The following is a 14338-nucleotide window of genomic DNA, read 5'->3' on the forward strand; positions in this document are numbered from 1 at the left end:
ATGCGCGGTGCTTTAGGAGCATTGGGGAACAAGGGGAAGGCCTGCTGGTGGCAAGGGCGAAGCACGGCTAGGCTTGGCCGATGGCGAGCGAAGCGATACCCGAAAGCTGGCACGCGGTTCTTGAGCCGGCGCTGGCAACGCCCGAAGCGCGCAGGCTGGGGGGCTGGCTGCGCGCGGAAGAGGAGGGGGGCAAGCGCATTTATCCGCCGCGCGGCAGCCGCTTGCGCGCGCTTGAATTGACCCCGCTTGACCAGGTGAAGGTCGTGATCCTCGGGCAGGATCCCTATCACGGACCGGGTCAGGCGATGGGCCTTTGCTTTGCGGTTCCCGAGGGCGTGCGCCTGCCGCCCAGCCTGGCCAATATCTACAAGGAGCTTGCCGCTGATTGCGACATCGCTCCGCCCGATCACGGCAATCTGGCCAAATGGGCCGAGCAAGGCGTACTGCTCTTGAACAACACGCTGACCGTGCAGGATGGCATGGCGGGTAGCCATGCGGGCAAGGGCTGGGACGCGATCACCGATGCCTGCATTGCGGCAGTAGCCGAGCGCGGCGATCCGGTTGTTTTCATCCTCTGGGGCAGCCACGCGCAGGGCAAGGCGGCGCGCATCCCGGCGCTGGGGCGCAGCGGCGATCACCTTGTGATCAAGAGCCCGCATCCCAGCCCGCTGTCGGCGCATCGTGGATTCTTTGGATCGAAACCCTTCAGCCAGACCAATGCCTTTCTCACGGCTAAGGGTCTTGCCCCGATCGACTGGCGATTGTGAGCCGGAGATGGAGCACGTACCGGCGTGTTTTGCAAAACCGGATATCGATATATTCAAGAGTGATATCAATGGGATATCATCCCGCCGGGTCACCGGAGTGTCACTTTTCGCTGAAACGGTGTCGTTGACGGGTGAAATTGAACGGGCAAGGCCATGCAGCTCGCTTGCCATGCGACCCCACCTGTAGGAAAGTCGCCGTATGAGTGAAGATGAAGCCCGCAAGGCCCTGTTGGACCGACGCGCCGAGCTGGACAGCGAAGAAAGCCTGAACGCTGATGCGCGCGACACAGTCGAGCTGCAGCAGGATAGCGTCGGGCGCTTGAGCCGGATGGACGCGATGCAGCAGCAGGCTATGGCGCAAGCGCAGGAACGTCGCCGCAAGGGCGAACGCGCGCGGGTCGAGGCTGCGCTCGCGAGGCTCGACGAGGGCGAATGGGGCTATTGCGTCACGTGCGGCGAGGATATTGCCGAGAAGCGCCTGGCGCACGATCCCAGCGTCGCGACCTGTGTGAAATGCGCCAGCGGCAATCGGGAGCAATAGGGGGATGACCATGCGATCACTAATGGGCGGAGCAACGGCGATATTCGCGCTTGCCGCGTGCAGCTCTGTGCAAGGGCAGGTGCATTCTGCCGGCGACCACGCCGAGTCCGAAACGCTGGCGCAGGCAGCGGCGCGCTATGACCTTGGGCGGCCCTATCTCGGCGGGCCGCTGCCTGGGGGCGAGCAACTGATCCGCCCGCAGCCGCAGGGTGAGGATCCCCGCCTGCTCAATGATCTCGTCGCCAATGAGGAAGCGCTCGCGATACGCGATTCTCCGCGGTGGGAACTCGCAGCACGCGATGCCGATTTGGGTAGCGGCTGGTATCACCGCGCCTTTGCCGGCGCTGCGGGCCGCCCCCTCGATGCGGATAGCGCTCCTGCTATCGCCAACGTGCTACGCCGATCTGCGACCGATTTCGGGATGTCGACCGGCGCCGTGAAGGAGCAATACCAGCGCCGAAGGCCCTTCATGATAAACGACAAGCCAAGCTGTACGCCGCACGATGAAGCTATTCTGGAGGACAACGGATCCTACCCATCCGGGCACAGCGCGATCGGCTATGGCACTTCTCTGGTGCTGGCGAGTATTTTCCCCGAAAGAGCCGCACAATTGCTCCAGCGCGGACGCGACTTTGGTGACAGCCGCTGGATCTGCAACGTCCATTGGAAAAGCGATGTCGAGGAAGGGCGTAGTTTTGCTGCCGCCACCTATGCCCGGCTGCAAACGGACGCAGGGTTCCTGGCGGATCTGGCGGTAGCGCGCGCAGAGGTGCAGTCCGCTACACAAACGGAGGAAGCCGATGACTGATGTGGTGCTGAAATCCGTTTCGGATGGCGTGGCAACCGTGACGCTCAATCGTCCGGATGCGATGAATGCCTTGTCGCGCGAAGTGCGCCAGCGGCTCGCCGAAGTGATGCGCGAAGTGAATGAGGACCACCAGGTGCGGGCAGTAATCCTTACCGGCGCGGGCGAGCGGGCTTTCACTGCCGGGCTAGACCTCAAGGAACTGGGCTCGGACGCATCTTCGCTCGGCGCAGCCAATGCCACTTCGCCCGATGACAACCCGGTCAAGGCGATCGAGCAATGCGCCAAGCCCGTGATCGGCGCGATCAACGGGGTAGCAATCACCGGCGGCTTCGAAGTCGCGCTGGCCTGCGATGTGTTGGTCGCGAGCGAGACCGCGCGCTTCGCCGATACGCATGCGCGGGTGGGCATCGTGCCGGGATGGGGCCTCTCGCAAAAGCTTTCGCGCGTGATCGGGATCGGGCGGGCGAAGGAGCTCGCCTTCACCGGCAATTTCCTCGATGCGCGCACGGCCTATGCTTGGGGGCTGGTGAACCACGTGGTTGCGCCCGATCAGCTGCTGCCGTTCTGCGAGAAGCTCGCGCGCGATATGGCGAGTATCGATCCGGAATTCGCGGCAAACTACAAGCGGCTGATCGATGATGGCTATGCCGCGACATTCGGCGAGGGAATGGCGCTCGAGGCCGAGCGCTCCTCTGCTGCGAACAGTGAGGTTTCAGCTGATGACGTTGAAGCCCGCCGTGCTGCGGTGCAGGAGCGGGGACGGGGGCAGTAGCGATTGACAGGGCGACTTTTGGGCCGCCCTCTCTGCTGCTCAAGCAAGGACTTTTCGAAACGTGACCTTGTCGTCACCCTGAGACCAATAGTCGCGGATGCGCGCTTCGCGCTCGTAACCGAGCATGTCATAGAATTTACGGGTCCGCTGGAGCTCGTCCTTTCCGGACGTATCGACAAGCAGAATGCGGCATCCTTCATCAGCGAGCTGCAGTTCGACCGCTTGCATAAGCTTGGTCCCAAGTCCCGCGCCATGTCGTTTGGGATCGACCGCGATCATGAGCAGGTTCCACACGCCTTCGGCCAGAGCTTCAGGGACGAAGTAGCAAGCTGCATCAACCTGTCCATCGTCGAAGACAAGCCAACGTTGAGTTTCATCGCCGTCGAAAAATGGCGATGTCATGTCGGCCAGCATCTCCGATGGAAACATTGCGTTCGCATCGACAAGATAAGAAACGCGTTCGAGATCATCGCGCGTGAGTGCGCGGATATGGCTATTATTCATTGGGAAACCTTCGAGAAACATTGAAACACGAAACCATCCGGCAAAGCAGCGCTGGCCGGCGGTAGTTCAGAAAGCCGAGCTGCGCGAGCTCAGTCGTACGATGCGATCGTGTTCAAAAAGTCTCCGTCGGCCCACAACGGGCATCAATATTATGCGAAAATAGCATGCGAACCGCAAGCGCCATGTCCGCATCCCGCCCAATCACAGTCATTCGAAAGGCGAAGGACGTAGTGCGCCCGCGCCCACAAGCCAGTTATCGATCCAGCAAGAGAAGTTCCGGCTCACGTGAGATTGCTGCGTTCTCGCGGTCCATTTCGAGCAGGTAGGGCGCGACAAATCCGGCGTAATCGTCCTTGCGTTGCTGCGGCAGGTCTTTCCAGCCAGAGATCGACCCGCGACATCGCGCTTGTCCGCACCCACACTTCGCGGTGAAGTGTTCGATCCGGTAGTTGCGCATGGCATAATCGAATGTGGCTTCGTCTTCGGCCGCGATGTCGGACATCGCGACAATATCGTGACCGCCCGAATCGTTGAGCGCGATGCCGCAATTGGGATCGCAAGAATGGTTGAACTTGGAGCTCAATCCCTTGTGGAATCCGAACGTGGTCTTGCTGATCTGCGAAGCATGCGAATGATTGCTCACCGGCTTCTCATCGAGCACCCCGACATAGAGAATGTCGCCCTTGCTGAACGATTGCAGCGCAAAAATGCCTTGGCCGCGGCCATGTGTAGTTCGCTCTTCAATAATGGCCTTCATGTGAGGCTCCTCAGTTGGCGATGGGATGATGAGGCCGCGAGCAATCGGCTTTGGTGTGCGCGGCAGGATACTGCGCGACACCGATTTGCGCCCGGGCGTTGTGTAGTAATCTCTCGTGATGACCGATGCGGACGCACCACTCAGGTGCGGCTCTTGCCGTCGCCGCATGCATCAAGGCGATCTGGTAGTCGTAAAGAAGTCTGTCGAAATTCAACCTGCGTGCCCCCCAATGCGGGAGCGCGATTGTCTCTCAGTCGAAAAGGCGCATCATGACGTGCTCTCGATTGTCACTAGATGGTGCCGCGCTTCATGTAATACAAGCTGCTGTCAGGCAGTAGCGGGCCGCCACTTCCCATGTCACAGAACAACACCCGGTTTGCGCCGAGGCGCAGGAAGCCATGCCTACCGCGGCAGTTCGCTCGCACCCATAAGGTATTCGTCGACCGAGCGTGCGGCCTGGCGGCCTTCGCGGATCGCCCAGACGACCAGCGATTGTCCGCGCCGCATATCACCGCAAGCAAAGACTTTGTCCTTGCTCGCCGAGTAGTCCTCGGTGTTGGCTTCGACATTGCCGCGCGGGTCCAGTTCAACGCCCGATTGGTCGAGCATCCCGGCCTTCTTCGGCCCGACGAAACCCATCGCCAGCAGGATCAGCTGTGCAGGGAGTGTGAACTCGCTGCCGACGATTTCCTGCATTTTGCCGTCTTTCCACTCGACGCGCGCGCACTCGAGCCCGGCCACTTCGCCATCTTCGCCCACCACGCGCTTGGTTAGAACGGCCCAATCACGGTCGACGCCTTCCTCATGACTGGATGACGTGCGCATCTTGAGCGGCCAATCGGGCCAGGTCAGAGCTTTGTCTTCTTTCTCGGGTGGCTCCGGCATGATCTCTAGCTGGGTAACGCTCTTCGCGCCCTGCCGGTTCGAAGTGCCGACACAGTCGGAGCCGGTATCGCCGCCGCCGATCACCACTACGTCCTTGCCCGTGGCGGTCAGTGTGCCGCGCGGTGCCGCGCGGGTTTCATCGTCGCCCGCATTGCGCTTGTTCTGCTGGGTGAGGAATTCCATCGCGAGGCGCACGCCGGGCAGCTCGGCTCCCGGGATCGTCAGCGCACGCGCATCTTCCGATCCGCCCGCCATGACGATGGCATCGAAATTCTCTTCGAGCGATTTGAAGGAGACATCGACGCCGACTTCCTTGGAAGTCTTGAAGTCGACCCCTTCGGCTTCCATTTGCACCAACCGCCGGTTGATGAGATGCTTCTCCATCTTGAAATCGGGGATGCCGTAACGCAGCAGCCCGCCGACGCGGTCGCTCTTTTCAAACACCGTGACCGTATGGCCGGCGCGCGCCAGTTGCTGGGCGCAGGCGAGGCCTGCCGGGCCCGATCCGATGACAGCGATCAGCTTGCCAGTCTTTTCCCGGGGCGGCTGCGGTTCGATCCAGCCCTCTTTCCATCCGCGATCGACAATCGCGCATTCGATCGACTTGATGGTCACCGGCTCGTCGGTGATGTTGAGCGTGCAGCTCGCCTCGCACGGTGCGGGACAGATGCGACCGGTGAATTCGGGGAAGTTATTGGTCGAATGCAGCACTTCGAGCGCGTTCTTCCAGTCGTCTTCATAGACGAGGTGGTTCCAGTCCGGGATGATGTTGTTCACCGGACAGCCGTTGTGACAATAGGGGATGCCGCAATTCATGCAGCGCGCGGCCTGCAGCTTGAGCGTTTCGTCATCCAGCGGGACGACGAACTCCTTGTAGTGCTTCAGCCGCTCCTTCGGATCGTCATAGGTGCGATCCGTGCGTTCGTATTCGAGGAAGCCGGTTTCCTTGCCCATTTCTAGCGTCCCGTCTGAATTATTCTGCTGCGACCGAGGCCGCGTTCTCGCGCTCGGCTTCAAGCTGTTTGAGCGCGCGCTCGTAATCGGTCGGCATGACCTTCACAAAATTGCCCAGCTCGGCATGCCAGTTGTCAAGGATCTGAGCGGCCTTGGCAGAGCCCGTGTGGAGCTTGTGCCGCTCGACCAGGATCCTGAGCCGCTCGGCATCGTGGCGCAGCATGTCGCCCATACCGAAATCGTGCACGCTCTGCGGGCGTTGCTGCGGCCTGCCGGTGCCCTCGTCCTCGTCAGGCGAATCGCTGATTTCGCGCAGCTCGACTTGCGCCAGGTTGCACAGGTCGGAGAACTTGCCTTGCGGATCGTAGACATAGGCAATGCCGCCCGACATGCCGGCGGCAAAGTTGCGACCGGTTTCGCCCAGCACCACGACTACGCCGCCGGTCATGTACTCACAGCCGTGATCGCCCGTGCCTTCGACCACCGCAATGGCGCCTGAATTGCGCACGGCGAAGCGTTCGCCCGCCACGCCGTTAAAATAGGCTTCGCCGGCAATTGCTCCGTAGAGCACGGTATTGCCGACAATGATGTTCTCGCCCGGATCGCGTCCGACATTTCCCGGCTGGCGCACCACGATCCGCCCGCCAGAGAGGCCCTTGCCGACATAGTCATTGGCGTCCCCGGTAAGCTCGAGAGTAACACCGTGCGCGAGCCATGCGCCGAAGCTTTGCCCGGCAACGCCGGTAAAATCAATCTTGATCGTCTCGGGCGCGAGGCCGGCATGTCCGTGTGCCTCGGCAATGCGGCCGGACAGCATTGCGCCGACTGTGCGATTGACGTTCTTGATAGCGCGTTCAAGCCGCACCGTCTCGCCCGACTGGATTGCCGCCTTGCAGGCGTCGATCAGCTCGTTGTCGAGCGCACCGCCCAATCCGTGATCTTGCTTCTCGGTCTGGTGAAGGCGCGCGCCCTCTTCCAGCTCAACCGTGTGGAGCAGGCGGGAAAGGTCGATCCCAGCAGCCTTCCAATGGCGATGCACGCGGCGCATATCGACCCGGTCGACCCGGCCGATCATTTCCTCAAGCGTGCGGAAGCCCATCTCGGCCATAATCGCGCGCAGTTCCTCAGCGACGAAGAAGAAGTAATTGATCACATGTTCGGGTGTGCCGGTGAAGCGTGCACGCAGGACAGGATCCTGCGTCGCAACACCTACAGGGCAGGTGTTGAGGTGACACTTCCGCATCATGATGCAGCCCGCCGCGATCAGCGGAGCGGTCGCAAACCCGAATTCGTCGGCGCCGAGCAGCGCGCCGATAGCGACATCGCGTCCGGTGCGTAGGCCCCCGTCGACCTGCACCGCAATACGGCTGCGCAGATCATTCAGCAGCAGCGTCTGCTGCGTTTCGGCGAGGCCGATTTCCCACGGGCTTCCTGCATGGGTCAGCGAAGTCAGCGGCGAAGCGCCGGTCCCGCCTTCGTAGCCGGAGATGGTCACATGGTCGGCGCGCGCCTTGGAAACGCCTGCTGCCACGGTGCCAACGCCCACCTCGGATACCAGCTTGACCGAAATGCGCGAGCCAGGCTGCACGTTCTTGAGATCGTGGATCAGCTGGGCAAGGTCTTCGATCGAATAGATATCGTGATGCGGCGGCGGCGAAATCAGGCCGACGCCCGGGGTTGAGTGACGCACCGCGCCGATCCGCTTGTCGACCTTGTGGCCGGGCAGCTGACCGCCTTCACCCGGCTTGGCGCCTTGCGCCATCTTGATCTGGATATCGTCCGAATTCGCGAGATATTCTGTCGTGACGCCAAAACGTCCTGACGCCACCTGTTTGATCCTGCTGCGCATCGAATCGCCGTTTTCCATCGGCTTGAAGCGCTCCGGCTCTTCGCCGCCTTCGCCGGTGTTCGAGCGACCGCCGATGCGGTTCATCGCGATCGCAAGCGTCGAATGCGCCTCGTGGCTGATCGATCCGAAGCTCATTGCCCCGGTGCTGAAGCGTTTGACGATCTCGACCGCTGGTTCGACTTCGTCGATGTCGAGCGGCTCGTCCGCAGGCGTCAGTTCCATCAGCCCGCGTATCGTCAGCAGGCGTTCGGCCTGGTCATTCACCGATTTGGCGAACTCATCGTAATCCTTGGGCTGGTTGCCACGCACGGCGTGCTGGAGGTGGGCGACATTGGCCGGGGTCCAGGCATGGTCTTCGCCGCGCAGGCGATACTGGTAGATGCCGCCCGGATCGAGCATACCCTTGTAGAGCGGGTTGTTGCCGTAAGCGACGCCGTGGCGACGTACGCTTTCTTCGGCGACTTCCTGCAGGTCGATGCCTTCGATCGTCGTGGCGGTTCCGGTGAAGTAGCTTTCGATGAAATCGGTCGACAGGCCGACCGCGTCGAAGATCTGCGCGCCGCAGTAGGACTGGTAAGTCGAGATGCCCATCTTGGACATGACCTTGCGGATGCCCTTGCCCACCGCCTTGATGTAATTCTTCTGGACGGCCGCAGCTTCGATCTCGGGGAAGCGCTTGGCGCGCAGTTCCTCGAGCGTTTCGAAGGCGACATAGGGATTGATCGCTTCCGCGCCGTAGCCCGCCAGCACGCAGAAGTGATGCACTTCGCGTGCTTCGCCAGTTTCGATGACAAGGCCGGTCTGCATGCGCAGGCCCTGCCGCACAAGGTGGTGGTGCACGGCTGCGGTCGCGAGCAAGGCCGGCATTGGAATCCGGTCAGGTCCTTGCGCGCGGTCGCTGAGGATCAGGATGTTGGCATCGCCCAGCACTGCTTCGGTCGCCGCCCAGCACATTTCCTTGAGCGCCATCGCGAGGCCTTCGGCGCCGCTTTCAGCGTCCCAGGTGATGTCGATCGTGACCGTGTGGAACGCACCGTCGAGAGCGGTCTGGACCGAGCGGATTTTCGCCAGGTCGTCATTGGTGAGGATCGGCTGGGTAACTTCCAGGCGCTTGTGCGTGCCGGCTTCCTTGCCCAGCAGGTTTGGACGGGGCCCGATCATCGAGAGCAGGCTCATGACCAGTTCTTCGCGGATCGGGTCGATCGGCGGGTTCGTCACCTGCGCGAAGTTCTGCTTGAAATAATCGTACAGCAGGCGCGAGCGATTGGAGAGCACCGCGATCGGCGTGTCGGTGCCCATAGATCCGATCGGATCGTCGGCCTTGAGCGCCATTGGCTCGAGGAAACGCGAAATGTCTTCTTGGGTGTAGCCGAAGGCCTGCTGCGCTTCGAGCAGCGTTGGCGTTTCCATGTTTTCGTCTTGCGGCAGCTCGGCGAACTCGGGATCGATTTCCTCGATATCGTCGAGCTTGTACTGCGCCTCGTCCAGCCACTTGGCGTAGGGCTGCGCCGAAGAGAGGTTGGCTTTGAGCTCCTCATCTTCGACGATCCGGCCCTCTTCGAGATCGACCAGCAGCATCTTGCCAGGCTGCAGCCGCCATTTGCGTGTGATGTCTTCCTCGGCAAAAGGCAGCACGCCGCTTTCCGAGGCGAGGCACAGGTAATCGTCCTTGGTCACGCAGAAGCGCGCAGGCCTCAGGCCGTTGCGATCGAGGCAAGCACCGATCTGGCGGCCATCGGTGAAGCACACTGCTGCGGGCCCGTCCCATGGTTCCATCAGTGCGGCGTGATATTCGTAAAATGACCGAAGCGCCGGATCCATCAACTCGTTCTTGGCCCAGGCTTCCGGAATGAGCATCATCATCGCATGGGCAAGATCGTATCCGCCCAGCAACAGCAGCTCGAGCGCATTGTCGAGGCAAGCGGTGTCGGACTGGCCATGCGGGATGATCGGCCACAGTTTATCGAGATCGGCACCGAGCAGCGGCGATTCCATTGTCCGGCGGCGCGCGTTCATCCAGTTCACATTACCGCGAACCGTGTTGATTTCTCCGTTATGCGCCATGAAGCGATAGGGGTGAGCCAGCCGCCAGCTCGGAAAAGTGTTGGTCGAGAAGCGCTGGTGTACGAGGCCAAGCGCTGAAACGCAGTCAGGATCGCGCAAGTCATCGTAAAACGAACCAACTTGGTTCGCCAAGAGTAAACCTTTGTACACGATGGTTCGTGACGAGAAGCTCGGAATGTAGAGATCTGTCAGCCCGGGAAGATCATGTTTCTCCGCCAGCTTTTTGAGCGGGTTTTGCGTCTGTTTGCGGATGACGATCAGCTTGCGCTCGAACGCATCCTGGTCAGCGCAGTTTTCGCCGCGCGCGATGATGCACTGGCGGATAACCGGCATCGATTCGATCACCGCATCGCCCAAGCCATCCAGGGTCGTCGGCACCTCGCGCCAGCCGACAAGGCGCTGGCCTTCCTTGGTGATGAACTTTTCGAATTGTTCAGTAATGAAGTCGCGCGCCGTCTCGTCCTGCGGCATGAAACACATCGCGACCGCATAGTCGCCCGCCTGCGGAAGGTCGTGGCCCTTCTCATCCGCCCATGTGCGGAACAGTGGATCCGGGATCTGCAGCAAGATGCCGGCGCCATCGCCCAGGAGCGGGTCGGCACCCACTGCGCCGCGGTGATCGAGATTGGCAAGGATTTCAAGCGCCTGTCCGATGACAGAGTGGCTCTTTTCCCCTTTGATATGCGCAATCAGCCCGACACCGCAGGCATCGTGTTCATTGCGTGCATCGTATAAGCCTTGCGGCTCGGGGTAGCCCATAGTTCGTCTCGTCCAAGCAGCCACCGTAACTCAACCGGGCCCTGAGAGGGTCCGGCAGTGTCGTACATGAGGGCACGACGCCGGGTGGCGATAATTTCGTGAACGATCCTCATGCCGATAGAATCGGTTTTTTGCAACTGCGAGATGCGTAGGAATATTTCGGCCAGCGAAAGATTTCGGTGCGCGATATCGCGCCCGAGCGCAGGCTTTTCCCTATCTCTTGCGCTGCTCTGCTGCCTGAATTGCGAGTGCCAGACGCTCGACCAGTCCGGTCAGGCCCAGTTCCGCCAGCGGCTTGACCTGCAGCGACGGTACGCCCGTGGCGCGCGCCTTTGCCACCATCTCGGGCCGCAAACCCTGTCCGATCTTGCGATAATCCATGCCCGTACGTGTATCGCGCGGAAGTAAACGCAGGCCTAATTCCGCCACCCGATTCGCCCCGGAAGGCCTCGGCGCGCCGCTCACCTGTTCGCCGAGCCGCCGTGCCGTAACGGCACCTTTGTGCGCGTTGCGCCTGCTGCTGCGATGCGGCATGAAGGTGGCCATATTCCCGAGAATCACTTGCACAGGAGAGCCCCATGAGCCCGCAGGAAGTTGCCGAAAAAGTTGGCGAGAACATCGGAAGCAGCGAATGGGTCGAGATGACCCAGGACAAGGTGAACATGTTCGCCGATGCGACTGGCGATCACCAGTTCATCCACATCGATGAAGAGAAGGCCAAGATGACGCCGTTCGGCGGCACCATCGTACATGGCTTCATGACGCTTTCGATGATTCCCTACCTCGGCGCCAACAGCTCAACTCCCAAGATCGACGGAGTGAAGATGGGCGTCAATTATGGTGGCAACAAAACGCGTTTCATCTCGCCCGTGCGCGTCGGCAAGCGCATCCGCGGCCATTGGAAGCTGCTCGAAATGATCGAGAAGCGTCCCGGCCAATGGCAGCAGACGGCTGAGATCACGATCGAGATCGAGGGCGAGGACAAGCCCGCGCTGATCTGTGAATGGATCACCCAGTATTTCGTCTGAGCCATTGAACCCCTGTTGAGGCAGGGGCCTCAGTAGGCTGGCCCAAAACTACCTGAGATCCCCGCCTTTGCGGGGACTCGCAATTTGAAGGAATTCCCATGTCCCGCGATGCAGTCATCGTTTCCACCGCCCGCACCCCGCTTGCCAAAGCGGGCCGCGGTGCATTCAACAACACCCACGCTGTCGAGCTGGGCGCTTTTTCGGTCAAGGCGGCGGTCGAACGCGCCGGTATCGATGGCGCTGAAGTCGACGATTGCATCATGGGCGCCGCCAGCCAGCAAGGCATGCAGGGCATGAACGTCGGGCGCCAGATCGGCCTCATGGCGGGTCTTCCGGTAACCGTCGCAGGCATGTCGATGGATCGCCAGTGCTCTTCCGGCCTGATGTCGATCGCCACTGCAGCCAAGCAGATCATTGTCGACCGGATGGACATCTGCGTCGCCGGCGGCCTCGAATCGATCAGCGGCATGCAGAAGAACACCGGCGGGCTGGTGCCCAGCGAGGCGCTGCTGGCCCAGCATCCCGATATCTACATGCCGATGATCGGCACGGCAGAAGTCGTTGCCAAGCGCTACGACATCAGCCGCGAAGCGCAGGACGAATATTCGCTCCAGTCGCAGCAGCGCACTGCCGCTGCGCAAGCCGCAGGCAAGCTCGACGACGAGATCGTCCCGTGCACGGCGACCATGATCGTCAAGGACAAGGCAACCGGCGAGACGAGCGAGCAGGAAGTCACCATTTCAATGGATGACTGCAACCGCCCCAATACCACGCTTGAAGGGCTGTCTTCGTTGCAGCCGGTGATGGGCGAAGGCCACACGATCACCGCCGGTAATGCCAGCCAGCTCGCCGACGGATCCGCCGCATCGGTGCTGATGGAAGCCGAAGTCGCCAAGGCGCGCGGGCTCACCCCCATGGGTCGCTATGTTGGCATGGCCGTTGCCGGGACCGAGCCTGACGAGATGGGCATCGGCCCGGTTTTCGCGATCCCCAAGCTGCTCGACCGGTTTGGTCTCTCGATCGACGACATCGGCCTGTGGGAACTCAACGAAGCCTTCGCCGTGCAGGTGATCTACTGCCGCGATCGGCTCGGCATTCCTGACGACAAGCTCAACGTCAACGGCGGCTCGGTTTCGATCGGGCACCCCTTTGGCATGACCGGTGCGCGCTGCGTCGGCCACGCGCTGATCGAAGGCAAGCGCCAGGGCGTCAAATATGTCGTCATCACCATGTGCGTCGGCGGCGGACAAGGCGCGGCAGGGCTCTTTGAAGTTCTTTGATGGCCTACCGCTTCGCTACTTGAGGCCGCAGGTATAATGCGTCTCGATAAACCTCGGATCGAGCCGGTCGATATGGATCGGCTCAGCGAGGAGCAGCAAAGCACGCTTGCACCCTTCGCCGACCCGTCGAACATGGTCGGCGGCGGCAAGGTGCTCAACATTTTCCGCACGCTGGTCCATGCGCCCAAGGCGCTCAGCGGTTTTCTCGCCTGGGGCAACTACGTGCTCTCGCGGCGTAACAGCCTGCCTCCGCGCGAGCGCGAGATCGTGATCCTGCGGGTCGGCTGGCTCTGCAAGTCGGGTTATGAGTTCGCCCAGCACTCCCGCATCGGGCGCGATTGCGGCCTGTCGAGTGATGAGATCGAGCGCATCAAGGCCGGACCGCAAGCCGAGGGCTGGACCGCGCTCGAGGCGGCTATGCTGCGCGCGTGTGACGAGCTGGTCGCCGATCATCATGTATCGGACTCGACGTGGGAAGCACTCGCCGAGCTGGGCGACAAGGGCCGGATGAACCTCGTCTTCACCGTTGGCCAGTACACGCAGGTCTCGATGATCCTCAACAGCTTCGGCATCCAGATCGAAGACGGCGACACAATCGATCCCGACCTACGCGTCTGAAAACTTGCGCCAATTCCCATTCGGGCGCATTCTCCTTCCATGGGTGTGATGGAAATCATCGGAATAGCCGGATCGGTCAGCCTGCTGGCGGGCTGGCGGCTCTATCTGTGCATCTTTGCGACGGGCCTCGCGATGCGGCTGGGAGCGCTGCCATTGCCCGAACACCTCGCCGCGCTTGATGCGCTGGCCAATCCTTGGGTGATGGGCGTCGCGGCGATCGCTGCGCTGGCAGAATTCTTCGCCGACAAGGTGATGTGGCTCGATAGCGCGTGGGATGCGGTGCATACCTTCGTTCGGCCTGTGGGCGGAGCGCTGCTGGCGTTGGCTATAGTCGATCCGGGCGATCCGGCGACGCAGGTGGTCGCCTTCCTGCTCGGCGGCGGGGCGAGCTTCCTGGCGCACGGCAGCAAGGCGAGCGCGCGCGCAGCGATCAACACAAGCCCTGAACCGGTGAGCAACATCGCCGCCTCGAGCGTCGAGGACGTTGCGACTGTCGGATTGCTCTATCTCGCCTACGAGTATCCGGTGGCGGCGGGCGCTGTCGCGCTTGTGCTGCTGGGGCTGGTTGTCCTGCTGCTGCTCTGGGCGCGCAGGGTGATCAAGCGACTGTTCTTCAGGACTCCCAAGCCGGAGGGGTAGCTGGGTATCGCAGCTTTGTGGCGTATTTTTGGTCAAGGGCGGGAAGTGGACGCTCCGATAGCGCCCAATACTTGTCCCGGCAGCGGCCTTGTGCAATTCTCGACTGGGGGAAC

13 protein-coding genes are annotated in these 14338 nt (G+C 61.6%); 8 read left to right on the plus strand and 5 right to left on the minus strand.

The features are described 5' to 3' along the window. Positions 1-80 precede the first annotated feature (80 nt). The 4 genes from ung to ACEWMW_RS05335 all read left to right on the plus strand — a co-directional run bounded on the left by ung (position 81) and on the right by ACEWMW_RS05335 (position 2888). A complete protein-coding gene (gene ung / locus ACEWMW_RS05320; protein ID WP_409412852.1) occupies positions 81-767 on the plus strand; it encodes a uracil-DNA glycosylase in 687 nt (228 codons plus the stop codon). Positions 768-966: 199 nt separating this feature from the next. Further along, positions 967-1308, plus strand: coding sequence for a TraR/DksA family transcriptional regulator (locus ACEWMW_RS05325; protein ID WP_409412853.1), 342 nt, complete (start codon positions 967-969; stop codon positions 1306-1308). A gap of 10 nt (positions 1309-1318) precedes the next feature. After that, entirely contained in the window at positions 1319-2116 is a 798-nt protein-coding gene (locus ACEWMW_RS05330) for an acid phosphatase (protein WP_409412854.1), read from the plus strand. Continuing rightward, complete coding sequence (locus ACEWMW_RS05335; protein ID WP_409412855.1) at positions 2109-2888, plus strand: enoyl-CoA hydratase; 780 nt, start codon at positions 2109-2111, stop codon at positions 2886-2888. Before ACEWMW_RS05330 ends, ACEWMW_RS05335 begins: the two co-directional genes overlap by 8 nt. Positions 2889-2927: 39 nt before the next feature. On the opposite strand, the gene ACEWMW_RS05340 is transcribed toward ACEWMW_RS05335, so the two are convergent. The 5 genes from ACEWMW_RS05340 to ACEWMW_RS05360 form a co-directional block, all read right to left on the minus strand. Further along, positions 2928-3392, minus strand: coding sequence for a GNAT family N-acetyltransferase (locus tag ACEWMW_RS05340; RefSeq protein ID WP_409412856.1), 465 nt, complete (start codon positions 3390-3392; stop codon positions 2928-2930). Positions 3393-3645: 253 nt separating this feature from the next. Next, positions 3646-4149, minus strand: a complete 504-nt coding sequence (locus ACEWMW_RS05345; RefSeq protein ID WP_409412857.1) for an SET domain-containing protein-lysine N-methyltransferase — start codon at positions 4147-4149, stop codon at positions 3646-3648. A 402-nt stretch (positions 4150-4551) separates the two neighbouring features. Next, entirely contained in the window at positions 4552-5988 is a 1437-nt protein-coding gene (locus ACEWMW_RS05350; RefSeq protein ID WP_409412858.1) for a glutamate synthase subunit beta, read from the minus strand. A gap of 19 nt (positions 5989-6007) precedes the next feature. Then, positions 6008-10660 (minus strand): glutamate synthase large subunit, encoded by a 4653-nt coding sequence (gene gltB, locus ACEWMW_RS05355; RefSeq protein ID WP_409412859.1) that lies wholly within the window; start codon positions 10658-10660, stop codon positions 6008-6010. Positions 10661-10873: 213 nt separating this feature from the next. Further along, positions 10874-11227, minus strand: coding sequence for a hypothetical protein (locus tag ACEWMW_RS05360; RefSeq protein WP_409412860.1), 354 nt, complete (start codon positions 11225-11227; stop codon positions 10874-10876). 11 nt (positions 11228-11238) lie between these two features. On the opposite strand from ACEWMW_RS05360, the gene ACEWMW_RS05365 reads away from it, so the two are divergent. From ACEWMW_RS05365 to ACEWMW_RS05380, 4 genes are all read left to right on the plus strand, one after another. Then, positions 11239-11688, plus strand: coding sequence for a MaoC family dehydratase (locus ACEWMW_RS05365; protein ID WP_409412861.1), 450 nt, complete (start codon positions 11239-11241; stop codon positions 11686-11688). Between the two features lie 98 nt (positions 11689-11786). Then, a complete protein-coding gene (locus ACEWMW_RS05370; protein ID WP_409412862.1) occupies positions 11787-12968 on the plus strand; it encodes an acetyl-CoA C-acyltransferase in 1182 nt (393 codons plus the stop codon). A gap of 36 nt (positions 12969-13004) precedes the next feature. Continuing rightward, on the plus strand, positions 13005-13586 hold the full coding sequence (locus ACEWMW_RS05375) for a carboxymuconolactone decarboxylase family protein (protein WP_409412863.1): 582 nt from the start codon (positions 13005-13007) through the stop codon (positions 13584-13586). Positions 13587-13625: 39 nt separating this feature from the next. Continuing rightward, a complete protein-coding gene (locus ACEWMW_RS05380; RefSeq protein ID WP_409412864.1) occupies positions 13626-14225 on the plus strand; it encodes a DUF4126 domain-containing protein in 600 nt (199 codons plus the stop codon). Positions 14226-14338 lie beyond the last annotated feature (113 nt).

The organism is Litorerythrobacter xanthomarinus, assembly GCF_046254955.1.
Taxonomy (GTDB): Bacteria; Pseudomonadota; Alphaproteobacteria; order Sphingomonadales; family Sphingomonadaceae; genus Qipengyuania_C.

Bases quoted from the DNA above. Each gene is read 5' to 3' on its own strand.
- ACEWMW_RS05375 (WP_409412863.1), top strand. From the start codon at position 13,005: ATGCGTCTCGATAAACCTCGGATCGAGCCGGTCGATATGGATCGGCTC.
- gltB (WP_409412859.1), bottom strand. From the start codon at position 10,660: ATGGGCTACCCCGAGCCGCAAGGCTTATACGATGCACGCAATGAACAC.
- ACEWMW_RS05325 (WP_409412853.1), top strand. From the start codon at position 967: ATGAGTGAAGATGAAGCCCGCAAGGCCCTGTTGGACCGACGCGCCGAG.
- ung (WP_409412852.1), top strand. From the start codon at position 81: ATGGCGAGCGAAGCGATACCCGAAAGCTGGCACGCGGTTCTTGAGCCG.
- ACEWMW_RS05350 (WP_409412858.1), bottom strand. From the start codon at position 5,988: ATGGGCAAGGAAACCGGCTTCCTCGAATACGAACGCACGGATCGCACC.
- ACEWMW_RS05335 (WP_409412855.1), top strand. From the start codon at position 2,109: ATGACTGATGTGGTGCTGAAATCCGTTTCGGATGGCGTGGCAACCGTG.
- ACEWMW_RS05370 (WP_409412862.1), top strand. From the start codon at position 11,787: ATGTCCCGCGATGCAGTCATCGTTTCCACCGCCCGCACCCCGCTTGCC.
- ACEWMW_RS05340 (WP_409412856.1), bottom strand. From the start codon at position 3,392: ATGAATAATAGCCATATCCGCGCACTCACGCGCGATGATCTCGAACGC.
- ACEWMW_RS05330 (WP_409412854.1), top strand. From the start codon at position 1,319: ATGCGATCACTAATGGGCGGAGCAACGGCGATATTCGCGCTTGCCGCG.
- ACEWMW_RS05380 (WP_409412864.1), top strand. From the start codon at position 13,626: ATGGGTGTGATGGAAATCATCGGAATAGCCGGATCGGTCAGCCTGCTG.
- ACEWMW_RS05345 (WP_409412857.1), bottom strand. From the start codon at position 4,149: ATGAAGGCCATTATTGAAGAGCGAACTACACATGGCCGCGGCCAAGGC.
- ACEWMW_RS05365 (WP_409412861.1), top strand. From the start codon at position 11,239: ATGAGCCCGCAGGAAGTTGCCGAAAAAGTTGGCGAGAACATCGGAAGC.